Origin of the sequence: Algoriphagus sp. SE2, from assembly GCF_039563885.1 — a bacterium.
In the GTDB taxonomy this organism is placed as follows: domain Bacteria; phylum Bacteroidota; class Bacteroidia; order Cytophagales; family Cyclobacteriaceae; genus Algoriphagus.
Genome location: NZ_JBCLWJ010000007.1, coordinates 72,760 through 87,608 on the forward strand (window position 1 = coordinate 72,760; position 14,849 = coordinate 87,608).

General features: G+C 35.3%; 16 protein-coding genes. 8 read left to right on the top strand and 8 right to left on the bottom strand.

The genetic code is table 11. The annotated features are described in order from the left end of the window. Window positions 1-18 precede the first annotated feature (18 nt). The 6 genes from AAGF08_RS10375 to AAGF08_RS10400 all read left to right on the top strand — a co-directional run bounded on the left by AAGF08_RS10375 (window position 19) and on the right by AAGF08_RS10400 (window position 5,436). Window positions 19-735, top strand: a complete 717-nt coding sequence (locus AAGF08_RS10375; RefSeq protein ID WP_343511091.1) for an ABC transporter ATP-binding protein — start codon at window positions 19-21, stop codon at window positions 733-735. A gap of 57 nt (window positions 736-792) precedes the next feature. Next, window positions 793-1,341, top strand: a complete 549-nt coding sequence (locus AAGF08_RS10380) for a cob(I)yrinic acid a,c-diamide adenosyltransferase (protein ID WP_343511092.1) — start codon at window positions 793-795, stop codon at window positions 1,339-1,341. A 44-nt stretch (window positions 1,342-1,385) separates the two neighbouring features. Next, on the top strand, window positions 1,386-2,453 hold the full coding sequence (locus AAGF08_RS10385; RefSeq protein ID WP_343511094.1) for a branched-chain amino acid aminotransferase: 1,068 nt from the start codon (window positions 1,386-1,388) through the stop codon (window positions 2,451-2,453). An 81-nt stretch (window positions 2,454-2,534) separates the two neighbouring features. Beyond that, window positions 2,535-3,041: a hypothetical protein gene (locus AAGF08_RS10390; protein WP_343511095.1), complete on the top strand. Its 507-nt coding sequence runs from the start codon at window positions 2,535-2,537 to the stop codon at window positions 3,039-3,041. A gap of 68 nt (window positions 3,042-3,109) precedes the next feature. Further along, a protein-coding gene (gene prfB / locus AAGF08_RS10395; RefSeq protein WP_343511096.1) for a peptide chain release factor 2 occupies window positions 3,110-4,211 on the top strand; the annotation gives its coding sequence in 2 pieces (ribosomal slippage) (window positions 3,110-3,169 and window positions 3,171-4,211; 1,101 coding nt in all). A 43-nt stretch (window positions 4,212-4,254) separates the two neighbouring features. Then, window positions 4,255-5,436: an MFS transporter gene (locus tag AAGF08_RS10400; RefSeq protein ID WP_343511097.1), complete on the top strand. Its 1,182-nt coding sequence runs from the start codon at window positions 4,255-4,257 to the stop codon at window positions 5,434-5,436. Here AAGF08_RS10400 and AAGF08_RS10405 read toward each other — a convergent pair. The 5 genes from AAGF08_RS10405 to AAGF08_RS10425 all read right to left on the bottom strand — a co-directional run bounded on the left by AAGF08_RS10405 (window position 5,430) and on the right by AAGF08_RS10425 (window position 10,704). Continuing rightward, window positions 5,430-6,782 (bottom strand): M24 family metallopeptidase, encoded by a 1,353-nt coding sequence (locus AAGF08_RS10405; protein ID WP_343511098.1) that lies wholly within the window; start codon window positions 6,780-6,782, stop codon window positions 5,430-5,432. The two genes, AAGF08_RS10400 and AAGF08_RS10405, sit on opposite strands and share 7 nt — an antisense overlap. A 68-nt stretch (window positions 6,783-6,850) precedes the next feature. Continuing rightward, window positions 6,851-8,209, bottom strand: a complete 1,359-nt coding sequence (locus AAGF08_RS10410) for an MATE family efflux transporter (RefSeq protein ID WP_343511099.1) — start codon at window positions 8,207-8,209, stop codon at window positions 6,851-6,853. 3 nt (window positions 8,210-8,212) lie between these two features. Beyond that, the gene (locus AAGF08_RS10415; protein WP_343511100.1) at window positions 8,213-8,755 is read right to left on the bottom strand and encodes an NUDIX hydrolase; all 543 of its coding nucleotides are present in this window, start codon (window positions 8,753-8,755) and stop codon (window positions 8,213-8,215) included. 57 nt (window positions 8,756-8,812) lie between these two features. Further along, entirely contained in the window at window positions 8,813-9,295 is a 483-nt protein-coding gene (locus AAGF08_RS10420; RefSeq protein WP_343511101.1) for an Lrp/AsnC family transcriptional regulator, read from the bottom strand. Window positions 9,296-9,504: 209 nt separating this feature from the next. Next, a complete protein-coding gene (locus AAGF08_RS10425) occupies window positions 9,505-10,704 on the bottom strand; it encodes a tol-pal system protein YbgF (RefSeq protein WP_343511102.1) in 1,200 nt (399 codons plus the stop codon). Window positions 10,705-10,778: 74 nt separating this feature from the next. Between AAGF08_RS10425 and AAGF08_RS10430 the strand changes: the two genes are divergently transcribed. Next, window positions 10,779-11,429 (top strand): sulfate ABC transporter permease, encoded by a 651-nt coding sequence (locus tag AAGF08_RS10430; protein ID WP_343511103.1) that lies wholly within the window; start codon window positions 10,779-10,781, stop codon window positions 11,427-11,429. Between the two features lie 56 nt (window positions 11,430-11,485). Here the strand turns inward: AAGF08_RS10430 and AAGF08_RS10435 are convergent, their stop codons facing one another. Both AAGF08_RS10435 and AAGF08_RS10440 read right to left on the bottom strand, forming a co-directional pair. After that, a complete protein-coding gene (locus AAGF08_RS10435) occupies window positions 11,486-11,830 on the bottom strand; it encodes a rhodanese-like domain-containing protein (RefSeq protein WP_343511104.1) in 345 nt (114 codons plus the stop codon). Between the two features lie 32 nt (window positions 11,831-11,862). After that, window positions 11,863-12,669: a sulfite exporter TauE/SafE family protein gene (locus AAGF08_RS10440; protein ID WP_343511105.1), complete on the bottom strand. Its 807-nt coding sequence runs from the start codon at window positions 12,667-12,669 to the stop codon at window positions 11,863-11,865. 221 nt (window positions 12,670-12,890) lie between these two features. On the opposite strand from AAGF08_RS10440, the gene AAGF08_RS10445 reads away from it, so the two are divergent. After that, window positions 12,891-13,694 carry a universal stress protein gene (locus tag AAGF08_RS10445; RefSeq protein ID WP_343511106.1) on the top strand — a complete coding sequence of 268 codons (804 nt, stop codon included), beginning with the start codon at window positions 12,891-12,893 and terminating at the stop codon, window positions 13,692-13,694. Here the strand turns inward: AAGF08_RS10445 and AAGF08_RS10450 are convergent, their stop codons facing one another. After that, a complete protein-coding gene (locus AAGF08_RS10450; RefSeq protein WP_343511107.1) occupies window positions 13,695-14,351 on the bottom strand; it encodes a Crp/Fnr family transcriptional regulator in 657 nt (218 codons plus the stop codon). It lies immediately after the preceding gene. Window positions 14,352-14,849 lie beyond the last annotated feature (498 nt).

The following is a 14,849-nucleotide window of genomic DNA, read 5'->3' on the forward strand; positions in this document are numbered from 1 at the left end:
GACAAAAATTTAATATTCATGTCCAGAGTAATAGAAACCCACGAAATAAACAAAACCTATAAAATGGGTGCTGAAATAATTCAAGCGCTCAAGTCTATTTCTATCACCGTAGATCGTGGAGAGTACGTAGCATTTATGGGACCATCTGGATCTGGAAAATCTACTTTGATGAATATTATTGGTTGCTTGGACACGCCAACTTCCGGCACTTATATTTTGAATAATAAAGATGCCAGTGATATGAGTGAAAATGAGCTTGCTGAAATTAGAAACAAGGAGATTGGGTTTGTTTTTCAAACATTTAATTTATTACCAAGAGCATCCTGCCTTGAAAATGTAGCTTTACCATTGGTTTATGCTGGTTTTAGTAAAGAAGAACGTGAAGAACGTGCGTTTCAAGCCCTTTCAAATGTAGGCTTAGGAGACAGAACGAAACATAGACCGAATGAACTTTCAGGAGGTCAAAGACAAAGAGTTGCAATTGCAAGGGCTTTGGTGAATGATCCAAGTATTATTCTTGCCGATGAACCGACCGGTAATTTGGACTCTAAGACTTCTTATGAAATCATGGAACTATTTCATGAATTACATGCTAAAGGAAATACCATCATTATGGTAACACACGAAGATGATATTGCTCATTATGCACACCGAATCGTAAGATTAAGAGATGGATTAGTGGAATCTGATACAATTAATCCAAATCCTACCAGAGGAGTTACGATGCACGCTTAATAATCCATTTTTTTACAAATAGATTATTATTTTTGTCAGAACGAAATATTGTTCTGAATGAAAATCTACACAAAAACTGGAGACCAAGGAATTACTTCTTTATTAGGAGGAAAAAGAATCCCAAAATCTGATTTAAGAATAGATGCTTATGGGACAATAGATGAGCTCAATTCATTTATGGGTTTACTCAGAGATCAAGAGGTAAATGACAAAAGGTCTGAATTATTAAAGGAAATTCAAGATAGATTATTTACCATAGGGGCTGATTTAGCTACTGTACCTGGAAAAGAAAAGGTAAAAAAACCTGATCTTCACGAAGAAGATGTCGAGCTTTTAGAATATGAAATGGACAAAATGGAAGCTTTACTTCCACCTTTGACCTCTTTTATATTACCAGGAGGAAATCAATCAGTTTCATTCTGCCATGTAGCTCGGACAGTATGTAGGAGAGCTGAAAGAATCGTCGTGGAATTGGCATCCTATGAGCCAGTTTCAGAATTAGTGATCCAATATTTAAACAGACTTTCAGATTTTCTGTTTGTTTTAGGAAGATCAATGGGAAAAGAACTTGGAGCTGACGAAGTGACTTGGAAGCCCAGAATTTAATTTGAAAATGATGCTGGAATGTTCCAGTTATAAGGCATAATATTATGAAAACATCGCTTGCCATACCGGTTGAAAAAACTACATCTTCTCGCCTTCCACAGACAGATTTTTCCAATTTGGTTTTTGGAAAAACTATCAGCGACCACATGTTCGTTGCTGATTACATAAATGGAGAATGGACTAATCTGAAAATCGAGCCATATGCACCGTTAGTATTAAGTCCCGCCAATGCAACGCTGCATTATGGACAATCTATTTTTGAAGGTTTGAAAGCATATAAAAATGACCAAGGCGAGATTCTAGTTTTCAGAGCTGATGCCAACTGGTCTAGAATGAATGAATCAGCAGAAAGAATGTGTATGCCTTCTATTCCTGAGGAAATTTTCATGGAAGGTATGATGCAATTATTGGAATTAGATAAAGCATGGGTGCCTAGTGGAAAAGGTTCTTCACTTTACATCAGACCATTCATGTTTGCTATGGATGACTATATCGGTGTAAAACCATCGGAAAAATATAAGTTTATTATTTTCACTTGTCCAGTTGGAAATTACTATAGTAAACCTGTCAGCGTAAAAGTAGAAACTGTTTTTACTCGAGCCAATGAAGGGGGGACTGGGGCAGCAAAGACTGCTGGAAATTATGCAGCATCTTTATATCCAGCCAGAAAAGCCCAAATGGATGGATATGATCAATTGCTTTGGACCGATGGAAAAAGTCATAGTAAGATTGAAGAAAGTGGGACTATGAATGTTATGTTCAAGATCGATGGGAAATTAATAACCGCTCCTACGGATTCAGGTACTATTCTAAAAGGAATTACCAGGAACTCAGTAATTCAACTTGCCAAAGACTGGAACCAACAGTTAGAAGAAAGGTTTCTATCAGTTCAAGAACTAGAAACGGCACTAAAAGAGGGAACATTGGAAGAAGCTTTTGGAACTGGAACTGCGGCTACCATAGCACATATTGAAAGAATCAATGTAAATGGTAAAGACTATATTCTACCTTCAATTTCTTCAAGTTCATTTTCTAAAAGGGTGCTTGCAGAACTGGATGGCATTAAATATGGATCTATTAATGATCCTCATAATTGGATTATTAAAGTTTAATATTATGCGGGAACATAAATTCCCGCTTTTTTTATGAAAAAAAAACCTGTTTTGCTAACTATTAATTGTTTAATTAGCTGAATGAAAAAACTAATCCTTTTTTCTTTTTTCATTTTTCTCAGTTCGATTGCTTATTCGCAATCCAAAGACTTTATTTTATTAAAAAGAGGCGCGAATCAAAATTCTCAAATCCGTTATTACCCTGGTGAAGAAATCACCTATAAAAGCAAGAAAATCGGCTATTTCATAACAGACATAATTGAAAAAGTTGATCAAGATTATATTTATATGAGTGAAAACATTATTTCACCATTGGATATTGAAGAAATTGATATTCGCCAGAAGGATAAAAGAAATAGCACTTTACGTGCTTTTAATTCTTTAATTCTTGGAGCTGGAGTTATTCTAGTTTCGGTTGATATGATCAACAGCGTTTATCATAGTGGAGAAGTTTCCATAGATAAAGGAGTTGGAATCACCTCGGGCATTTTAATGGCTACTGGACTGGCTATGTTGCCGTTGCGCTACAAGACTTTTAAACATAAAGGTCGTAACCACATACAAATTATTTTAATGCGAATGGATTAATCGTATTACTCTAGCTTTAACAGATTTTTTTTCTGAATTTTGAATTTTAAAAAATCACACCTAGACAGATGACTTCAGAACAACTGAAAGACTTGAAAGCTCGCACCTCGGCTTTAAGGAGGTATCTTTGACTACGATCGTAAGAAAGCAGAAATAGAAGATTTTGAGGCAGTTTCAGCCCAACCTGACTTTTGGAACAATCCAGAAGAGGCAGAAAAAACAATGAAACAAATCCAAGCACGAAAGACTTGGACATCAGCTTATGAAAACCTGGCAACAATAATTGGAGACCTTGAAGTACTGTATGAATTTTACAGTGCTGATGAAGTTTCCGAGGAAGAAATCAAAAAAGAATTCGAAAAAGCCAAGAATGTCGTTGAAGAACTTGAACTGAAGAAAATGCTTTCTTCAGAAGAAGATCAACTAAACGCGGTTTTAGAAATCAATCCTGGAGCTGGCGGAACTGAAAGTAATGACTGGGCTTCTATTCTCATGCGAATGTATATCATGTGGGGAGAGAAAAATGGTTATAAAGTCAGAGAGGTTGATGTTCAGCAAGGAGATGTCGCAGGAATCAAATCCTGTACGCTTGAGTTTGAGGGGCCCTTGGCATATGGATTTTTAAAATCAGAAACAGGGGTACACCGTTTGGTTCGAATTTCCCCTTTCGATTCAGGAGGAAGACGCCATACTTCTTTTGCCTCTGTTTATGCCTATCCAGAAGTTGATGACTCCATTGAAATAGACATCAATCCTGCAGATATAGAGTTACATACTTCTCGTTCGGGAGGAGCTGGAGGTCAAAATGTTAACAAAGTTGAAACCAAAGTTCAATTAACTCATAAGCCAACAGGGATCGTGGTAGTTTGCCAGATAGAGAGATCTCAGCTTGCCAACAGAGAAAAGGCAATGCAAATGTTGAAATCAAGATTATATCAATTAGAAGTAGAAAAAAGAAATGCTGAAATTGCTAAAATCGAATCTTCTAAACTTCGGGTAGATTTTGGTTCACAAATCAGAAATTATGTGCTTCATCCTTATAAATTGGTGAAAGACGCAAGAACTGGATATGAGACTTCTGATACGCAACATGTTTTAGACGGAGGCTTAAATGAATTTATGAAGGCCTATCTCCTAGCCCAAAGTGAAGAAGAAGTTAAAAAAGATTAAGTGAATGGCCAGAATACTTTCTGGCCATTTCAATTTTGGTAATATGAAAATTCTCCCCTCCTTTTTTACGTTGGATTTTTTTCTTCTTTGCATAAGTTCATTTTTATTTTTCTCATCCTTCAACATGATAATCCCAGAATTACCAGCTTATCTAAGTTCGCTGGGTGGGGAAGAATATAAAGGATTAATCATTTCACTATTCACTCTTTCTGCAGGTTTATCTAGGCCATTTAGTGGAAAGTTGGCTGATACTATTGGCAGAAAACCGGTAATGGTCTTTGGGGCGACAGTTTGTTTTGTATCAGGTCTTCTTTACCCTATTTTAAGTTTTGTCGGCGGCTTTCTCTTCTTAAGATTCCTTCATGGCTTTTCAACTGGTTTTACTCCAACCGGAATCTCTGCCTATGTTGCAGACATAATTCCTTTTCAAAAACGTGGAGAGGCATTAGGGCTTCAATCTCTTTTCGGATCATTAGGAATGGCAGCTGGGCCAGCTATTGGAGGCTGGATTGCCACCATTTGGCCTATTGAAATTTTATTCTATTGTTCTGCTTTCACCTCAATTCTATCCATCCTAATAATTATTAGATTAAAAGAGACTTTAGTAAATCAAGTGAAAATAACTCCTGGTTTATTCAAACTAAAAAAAGGGGAAATAATTGAAAAAAGAGTGATTTTACCTTCCACAGTTCTCTTATTATGTGTTTTTTCTTTTGGAACAGTTCTTACCATCATCCCGGATTTTTCAAGCCATCTTGGAATCCAAAATAAAGGATTATTTTTTGCTGTTTTCACCATCTCTTCTTTAGGTATCAGGTTACTTGCTGGAAAAGTTTCTGACAGATTTGGAAGAATTCCAGTTTTGAGGGTGGCGAGCCTATTAATGGTTCTTGCCATGATTTCCATCGCTTTTTCAAACAGTAAGACGTTATTCATGACTTCTGGAGTACTTTTCGGTTCAGCTGTCGGCATGTATAGCCCTACAGTTACAGCTTGGGTTGTTGATTTATCATTAGATAATTTTAGAGGAAGAGCCCTAGCTACCATGTACATAGCATTGGAGGCAGGAATCGGGATTGGAGCAATAGTCTCTGGCTTTTTGTTTGCCAATCAGCCAGAGAATTTTAATTTGGTTTTCTTGACGGCAGCAGGATTTGCATTTATCGCCTTCATTCTTTTGCTCTTTTCAAGGAAAAATGGCAATCTCAGATTATTAATTCATTGATTTAGATAATCTTGCTTTCTTGGAATCGGTAAGATGTTTTTCTGACGACCATTAAAATAAATTACTTTTTCGCCATTAAATAATGCCCCTTCTTCTAACATTATTCTTACTTCTTTATTCCACTCTTCCACAAAAACCACAGCATTAAGTTCAATTGCATAGCCTGTGTTGGCATGGAGCGGAAAATCTCCAGCTCCAGGGGTATCACCCTGATTATCCCACATCCCGATGGTAGGACCTGCTGAGTGACCATAATAGCCCAGTGGATGGGTATAAATACTCCCTATTATACCCTCCGCATCCATTTGCTTTCTTGATTCTCTTAGAATCTCATTACCAGTTCTACCTAAGACAAAATTTTGAGTTAGTATATCCTGAACACGGTTGCCAGCTTCAAAAGCTTTTTGTAAAAATTCAGGAACTTCAGTTTCACCAAACCTTAAAACATAAGCCATTTCTTGCGTATCTGTATTCAACCTAAGATAAGTAATCCCAAAGTCTATATGTAGAAGATCACCTGGCATGATTACCTGAGAAGGTGGTTTGCTCGCAAAGGATCTATTTGCTTCCTGAGAGGAAGGATCGGGTCGTTGAATATCAACTGATGGATGAAACCAAGTATCAAGTTTCATAGATCTAATTTTCTCTCTGTACCACCAAACCACATCATCTGTAGTTGTCACTCCCGGAGTAATTACACTTTCTGAGAGACCTTCTTGCACGATCTGATGAGCTAACTCTTGAATATGACGATAGGTAGCAATCTCAGCAGGAGTTCTGGTTTCGAGCCATCTTACTGCCAGCGTTTGGGCAGAAACTATTTTTGGCTTTAGATTATCAGGAAGATAATCATGAAAAATCTGATATTCATTCATTGTTAAACCATCCGCATGGCCATAATCCTTGGCATAATTCAATCCGATCTTTTCAGGATTTTTCTCCTTGATCAAATCCATTAAAGCCTCCCATTGATCCGGTTGGCTTTCCGGATCCCAAGCCCTTTTAAATGCTTTTCCAACATCATATCTTGCCACCGCATACGTTTCTACTGCTGCATTGGGAGTGGGTTGATACATAACTAAAATAGTTCTTCTTCGAGCTGCCATCCAGGTTGCAGGAAGTAATTTTCGGATCACGGGATCTTCATTATATTCTCTGGAAATTACAACCCACATGTCTATTCCCGTTTCAGTCATCAACTTGGGTAATAGATTAGTAATTCGGTCATCCAGCCATCCGTCTATTACTTCTGCTTGCTCTCTTTGAGTGAGAACAGCAAAATCTTGAGCAGAAATACTTTGGAAAATTGATAACACTAGTGCTAGTGTGAGAAACTTTTTGATCATATCCAGATTATTTAATCCCTGAATATAATTCAATATTACTTTTTAAAGGATAAAAATGAAAAGAATGGTCAAACTGTTGGTAAGGTCGGTTTAGAAAATAAAATTTTTCTCTGACTAAGTTTTCTAAACCTATAATAAAGAAGTAAGGCCGTTATACTAAGCCCAATCAATAGACCATACCATATTCCTTTTTCCGCATAGTCAAATTTAAATGCTAAGAGATAACCTAGTGGCAAACCAATGACCCAATATGCGACTAATGTTACCAAGGTTGGAATTTTAACATCCTCCATTCCTCTCAGTACACCTAGGCCGATTACTTGGGCTCCGTCAGATAATTGAAAAAGTCCGGCAATAATCAATAAAGAGGCAGAAAGAGAAATTACTTCTGGATCATCTATATAGAGAGTTGGTAGATAATTTCGAAATACGATGAAAATCATGGCTGTTGTAAACATGAAAATCATGGCCATTGCATAAACTACCATTCCTGCCTCTTTCATAGCTTTAATATTTCCTCTTCCAATCTGATTACTTACCCTTATCATACCAGCAGTAGAAAGGCCAGCTGCCATCATATAACTAATCGACGCCAAATTCAAGGCAATTTGATGTCCTGCCAAAGCATTGACTCCCAACCATCCCATCATAATTGCAGCTGAACTAAAGGCACTTACTTCAAAAATGTATTGGAAACCCGTCGGTATTCCAACATTTAGAATTCGACTAAACATAGGTAAACTCCAATTTTTGAGCCACATAGAAAGATTAAAAAGTTGATATCGCTTTGACTTTAGTACATACCAACCCATCATAATTGGCATTAGTATTCTTGAAACTAAAGTTGCCCAACCAGCCCCCATTAACCCCATTTCCGGTGCACCCAATTTTCCGAAAATCAACACCCAGTTAAGGAATACATTAACTAGATTGCAAAAAATAGTAATGTACATTGCTTGTTTGGTCTGGGATAATCCTTCAGCAAATTGTTTGAAAGTTTGAAAAATCATGAAAGGAAATAAAGATGCCGTAATAACAAACAGGTATGGCACTGTCAATGCGACGACATTATCAGGTTGATCTAAAAAATGCAAGCCTTGTACAATAATTAGTACAAAGGAAGTAAGCAAAAAACTGGTAATAATATTTATCCAGAGACTATGTTGAAATAAATTGAAGATTCTTTTATTCTTTCCTTTTCCTTCAGCTATGGACACCAAAGGAGTTACCCCCATTGAGACACCCATTCCAAACATAAGAATCACAAAAAATATACTATTTCCTAAGGACGCAGCAGCAAGAGGTAAAGCTCCAAGTCTGCCTACCATCATAGAATCGGCTACACCTACAGATACCTGACCCAACTGACTAAGCATTACTGGGAAAGCAAGGTTGAAGGTAATCCTGAAATGATCCTTGATTGTCATGAACTATATTCCAAAAACTCTTGCTACTTTTAAGATACCAGCAACACTGATTCCATCAGTAATTTCACCATTTAAAACCATTTCAAGAGCTTTCTTGAATGGTAGTTTTTTAATGGCTAAAATCTCCGTTTCTTCAAATTCAGTTTCTCCTTGTTCAAGGTCCTGAGCTAAGTAAACAAACCCTTCCTCATTCGTTACAGAATTAGAAGTATGAATTTTTAATATTTCCGTCCATTTTTTAGCCGTAAGACCAGTTTCTTCCTTAAGCTCTCTTTTCGCACTTTCTAGAATATCAATTTCAATCGACCCCCCTCCCATCGGAATTTCCCAAGAATAGCAGTCTAATGGATAGCGATATTGACCAATAAGCCATGTGTTACCTTCTTCATCAACTGGAATAATACCTAAAGCTTTATTTTTGAAATGAACCTTACCATAAATACCTGGATTTCCAGCAGGGTTAATAACCTCATGCTCTTCCACTTTGATCCATGGATTTTCATAGATCTGTTTAATTTTTTGGGTTCTCCAAGGGTTTTGTTCCATAATATTCAAAAAAAAAGGGGTGACAAATAGCACCCCTTTTCAACTCCTTATTAAAACTTATGCTGGGATTGGAAGTACTTTCGAATCTTTGAAGGTAGACAAAATCACCATTGATTGCATTGAGTCTACTTCTTTGATCTCAGAAACTTTTTCTAGCATCAATTTCTGGTAGGCTGTTATATCCTTAGAAATAATTTTCAAGATAAAATCTCCAGTTCCCGTTATGTGATGACATTCGATCACTTCTGGAATTCCATTTATTTCTGTCATAAAGGCATCAATATTACCTTTATTATGCCCAATCAAGCTTACTAAAACAAAAGTACTTACTCCAAGACCTATTTTTTCAGGATCAAGTTTAGCATGATAGCTCTTTATAATTCCGGACTGCTCTAATTTTTTCACTCTCTCTAAAGTAGGTGCAGGTGAAAGTCCAATATCTTTGGATAGTTGAGCGTTTGTAATCTTAGCATTACCCTGAAGAATTTCTAGAATCCTCCTATCAATTTTATCAAATTTAATTCTTACGCTATTATCCATGATTTCCGTTTTTACAAAATTTTCTGTTGTGCAAAATTATAATAATTGCTTAAAATTTTAAAGCGTTGTGATATATTTTAATACTTAAATTCGAAATTTTATTAATAAAACGAAGGCTTTTAACAAAGATTCCTATAAAAATACCTTGGTCCTATAAAAATATTCAAATTTTCTCTTGTTCTACTAGGAAAACTACGAGAGAAATTAATTTAAAGTTTATTCTTTTTGATAAAATCTCTTGCTTCTTGATGAGCGGGGTGTTTTCGCTTTGCATAACGTTTCACCTCTTTAAAATACTTCTTTGCCAAAGCTTTGTTTCCGGCAGCTGTTTCCATTTTACCTAGTTGAACTAAAGCATGCAAGTAATAACCGCTTTCTTGGGACTCTGATTCCTCCCCATACGAAACTGTTTTTAAATAATATTTTTTAGCTTCGGCCATATCCCCTATCCTCCTGTTAAATTCAGCAATATAAAATGCTGCATACCTACCAGAGTTTGCCTCGTATCCAACTTGTCCAGATTCAATTCGATCTAAAATTTGAAGGGATTGGTCAAAGGATTCCACCCATCTTCCCACCGTGTATAAATGTCTGGCATAAGAACGATGAAAATAGGGGTTGTTAGGAAATTTTGAATGCAGATATTCTGAAATCCTCAATGCTTCATATGGCTTCTTTTCTTCAGAAGCATAAAGTCTGAACAAAAAATATTGTGCTTCTACCCGAGTGTAAAAAGCATTCGTGGCAACTTGTTCCAATTGTTGTAACCCGAGCTCTTTATTTCCTTTTGGAAAAAGTGCCATGACAGGTCTCAACAATGGATAATTTTCCGGAATCCAAACGGAGAAATAATTAAATAGTGCATCTCCTAGTAATAGTTCTGGATTAAATTCTTCTTCCCCTCTACTTAGCTCCATATATTTAAGAGCATTTCTACCTCCCCAGGCTGCTTTAGTCCATTTCTTTCTTTCTGAGTACAAACGACTTTGAAAACCATATCCTGCAGCTAAAAAGAAAGCTGCTTCTTTGTTAGTTTCATCCTCATCATAAATAGCTTCTGCCTTTTCTATAGCCCTATCTAAATATTCTATAAAAATATCATCATACTTTTCATTAGTCACATCAACCTCTATCCTCCACCAATAACCTAAAGCCATCAAAAAATCAGGTAATGGATGATCAGGATATTGATATGCCAATACTGCAAAGTCCCTTTCGGCAACAGGAAAATCAAAATCATACATACTATTTATAGATTTTGTCACTCTAAACTGTAAGCCCTTATCCAGCAGTAAATATCTAGACGGTTCAACTCCAAACGTATCTAATGGAGCCGATTGGCTAAATGCTACTACTTTGCTGAAAAGCAAGATTGAAAACAAACAAATAGTAATTATTTTTTTAATCATGATCCTTTAATGACTTTGCAAAATTAGATGGAATCCCAAACATTATTTTAGATTTGGAATAGAAACCTCTAAAAATGGCTAAACCACTCACTCCAGAAGCACAACGTCTCAAAGACATAATAGATTTCGATAAAAGGACTTATTTTTTCATTTTAGTAATAATCTTTTTGACTATCAGGTATTTAACGAATTCCTTGATACTAGAATCCATTCCAGATTATGACTCGCTTGAGAAGCGAGGGGATTTTATGATTTTCCATATTTTTAATGCTCTTAATTATATCTGGACTCCTTTTGCTTTGCTTTGGAAGTTCACAGCAATTGCTTTCCTCTTTTGGGTTGGAGCATTTTTTCTTGGGTTTAAAGTTCCGTATAAAGAGCTTTGGAAATTTGCATTGGTAGCAGAAGTAGTTTTTATTTTCCCCGAATTAATCCGGTTATTGATTTTTTTAGACCCATCCTCGTCAGTTACTTATCAAGAAATAGATGAATTCAGAGCACTTTCTGTATTATCTCTTTTGGGACCAGAGAATATTGCTGAGCAATTCCATTATGCCCTAGGCACCATAAACGTTTTTGAAATCCTATATGGAATCCTTTGGATTTATGGTTTTCACATGATTAGCAATAGAAGTCTTGGAGAAAGTTCCATAGTTGTTATTGTTTCCTACTACATACCTTTGGCAATTTGGCTTACGTTTTATATCATGGTATATAAAGGTTAAAAAGTAAAAAAGAGCCTCTGAGGCTCTTTTTATAAATGCTTAAGATTTTTTCCTGTTTATACTGTTCCAAATGGCCATGAAATTAAACCCTTTTCAAGGTTTTTAACATTTTCAAATCCAAGTTCTATCATGATTTCACAGGCTATTTTACTTCTATTTCCAGATCTGCAGTAAACCAAATAGTTTTTTCCTTTAGGAAGTTCCTCCATTAGAGTTTTAAAATCGCTTCTTGAAACATCAAAATTAATAGCACCTGAAATCTTTCCTCCTAAAAACTCCCCAAAAGACCGTACATCCAAGATTACAGTGTTACTGGATAGGCTAAGATCATAGAATTTACCAGATGGGACATTCTCGTAATTTCTATGACTTGAAATTGAAGAGTTAATCACTTGTTTCATCTTTATTTTTTAATCAGCATCGAAATCCATAGTTAAACAAAAATCAATTCTTTGGATATTATATAAATTCCCATTGCTAGCACAAACCATCCAAACCCTTTCTTCAAGGCTTTTTCATTTATTTTTTTAGAAAGTGCACTTCCAATAAAAATTCCCACTACAGATAAACCTGTAAATATCAATAGCATCATCCAATCAATTGGCTGATTGGCAACGTCCCCTAGAAAACCTATAAGAGACTTGGCTGCAATGATCAATAATGAAGTTCCAACTGCCTTTTTCATCGGAAGTTTTGCAAGCAATACCAATGCAGGAATAATTAAAAATCCACCACCGGCACCAACAATCCCTGTCACCAAACCTACAAGTAGTCCTTCAATTGCAATGAGGGGAAAATTAAATTTTACTTCAGATTCCTCACTACCTGCCTTAGTCTTTTTCTCTTTGATCATTGAATAAGAAGCTGCTAACATAATAATTGAGAAAAACACCATGATTCCCACGCTTTTTGCAACTTCAAATCCTCCAAGGGTGAATAAAGGGTCAGGAAGAGCTGGGACAAGAAATTTTCTTGTTAAAAAAACTGCAATAAATGAGGGAATGGCAAAAACCAGTGCAGTTTTATAATCTACCAATTGCTTCTTCATATAAGTAACTGAACCCACAAGAGAGGTACTTCCTACAACAAAAAGCGAATAAGCAGTCGCTAAAACTGGCTCAACACTTAAGATGTAGACAAGAACAGGTACAGTCAGAATAGAGCCACCACCTCCAATTAGTCCAAGTGATACTCCGATTATTATTGCGGCGGCAAATCCTAATAAATTAATTAAGTCCATATTTTTTTATTCATAATTGACATGACAAAAGTACTATAGCTGTATGCTGTAAGTAGTGACAAATGTTACATTCGATTTTTAAAAGTATTTTTTTAACTAAAAAAAACTTAGATTCTTTTAACCTTAATAAAATAAATATTCTAAATGCAATCCTGATTTATATCATAGATAGGAGTAAACTTTTTTTGTAATTTAATTGAAAATTAAATGACCCTCTGACCATGAAAATATTAGTTCCCATTGATTTTTCTGAAAATTCAAAAAAAGCACTAGACTTTGCAGTTTCCTTAGCTAAAAAGAAAAATGGATCAATTACAATTCTTCATGTAATAGAAGCAATTTATGATTTTGCTGCCCAAGCTGCAATCGTAATAGAAGGTATGCATAGAGATGCAGAATCATACCTTGAAGAGCTAGTTACATTTTATAAAAAAAAGGATGTTCAAATCAAGGGGTTAATCAAAGATGGTACTGTCTCAATTATGACTTCTAAAACAGCAGAAGAAATAAATGCAGATCTGATTGTAATAGGCACCCAAGGAAAAACCGGAATCAAGCGTACTTTACTGGGAAGCACATCAATCGATGTTATCAAAGCTTCCGAATGTCCTGTTTTATTAATACCAGCTGATGCAAAAGTTGAAAATATTGATAAAGTAACTCTTGCCTTGGAGTTTTCTGATCATGAAGAACAATTTTTAGAAAAAGTAATCCAAATGAGTAAAAATTGGGAATTGAAATTGGATTTTCTCCACATTGAAATCCATCACAATTTCAAGGAGGAATTAACATTGCTCGGTTTAGAAACTTATGTTAATAATAAATATCCAGAACTCGAATCAAAATTAGAAACTTTGAAATCCGAAAACTTAATTGAAGGCCTTGACAAATACCTTGGAAAACATAAAAATGTAATCTTAGTAATGTGCCATAACCAAAAAAATATTTGGGATCAAATTTTATCCAAAAGCAAAACTATTCAGATGGCGTATCACACTCATGTGCCCTTATTAATTATGAATTGATCATTTACTAATCAATTCCTCAAAATCGTCTCGGATATAAATTACATTTCGACCAAGTTCTATCCATTTCTTTTTTTCAAGCTGCTTTAATAATCGGGAAATCACTTCACGAGAAGTACCTAACTCATTTGCTATTTCCTGATGCGTTGTATGTAGCTCATTTGCTTTATGCTGCTTCATTTTAGTGACGATATATCGCATCAACCGCTCATCCATTCTTTTAAAGGCTACAGCATCCAAAGCCACCAACATTTCCTGAAATCGGCTTTGATAAGTATTTGACACAAAATCTTTCCACTGTCTATATTGCTCGGTCCATTGTTCATGAACTGATACAGGAATTCCTATTAACGTGGTATCCTCTTCAACTATTGCTTTTATTTCACTTGGTTTAGATGCTGAGCAGCAGGTTAAAGAAAGCGCGCAAGTCTCACCGGCATCCAAATAGTATAAAAATAATTCTTTTCCTTCTTCATCCATTCTCAATATCTTAATTGATCCCTCTAAGACTATTGGCACCATTTTTATAAACTGCCCTGGCTCCATTAATACTTTGCCTGCATGCAAATGAAGAATTTGACCTTTATCCAAAATATCCTGAAGTAATTTTGGGTCTGTGAAATTGGGTAAATAGGATTTTAGCTCTTCTTGATTCATAATAATTAATAAAAAATCAAAGTTACGTTTGAATAAAAGGACTTAGGTGATTTACATCACACAATACAAAAAAAAAACTTTCCTCTTAAGGTACAAAAAAGCTCCTAAATAATTCTGAATATATCCGAGGCTAATTTTTCTAATTGATTGTGCAATAATCAAATGAGTAAGGAAAATTATTTTACTCAAGAAAATAGATTTATTAAAAAACTAGACAAAAAAAATGACTTTTACCCTTTTAAATAAAACCGAAAGGTTCGAATCACCTTGAATTTCGCTTTTTAATAATATTCTCTTTTAAAATAAAATAATGGGCTATTGCTTTATCAAAATTTTTAGAATCAATATACGAATTCAAACCTGACTCTTTAAGCCTCAACTAAGTACAAGAATCCTGTTCTTGATTTTTTTTAGGAATTGAAAAAAGGCACTTTGAAAAAAAGAGCATATACATTGAAAATTTCTGGATTGAATTCAATATTTTAATAAAAAAGCAAA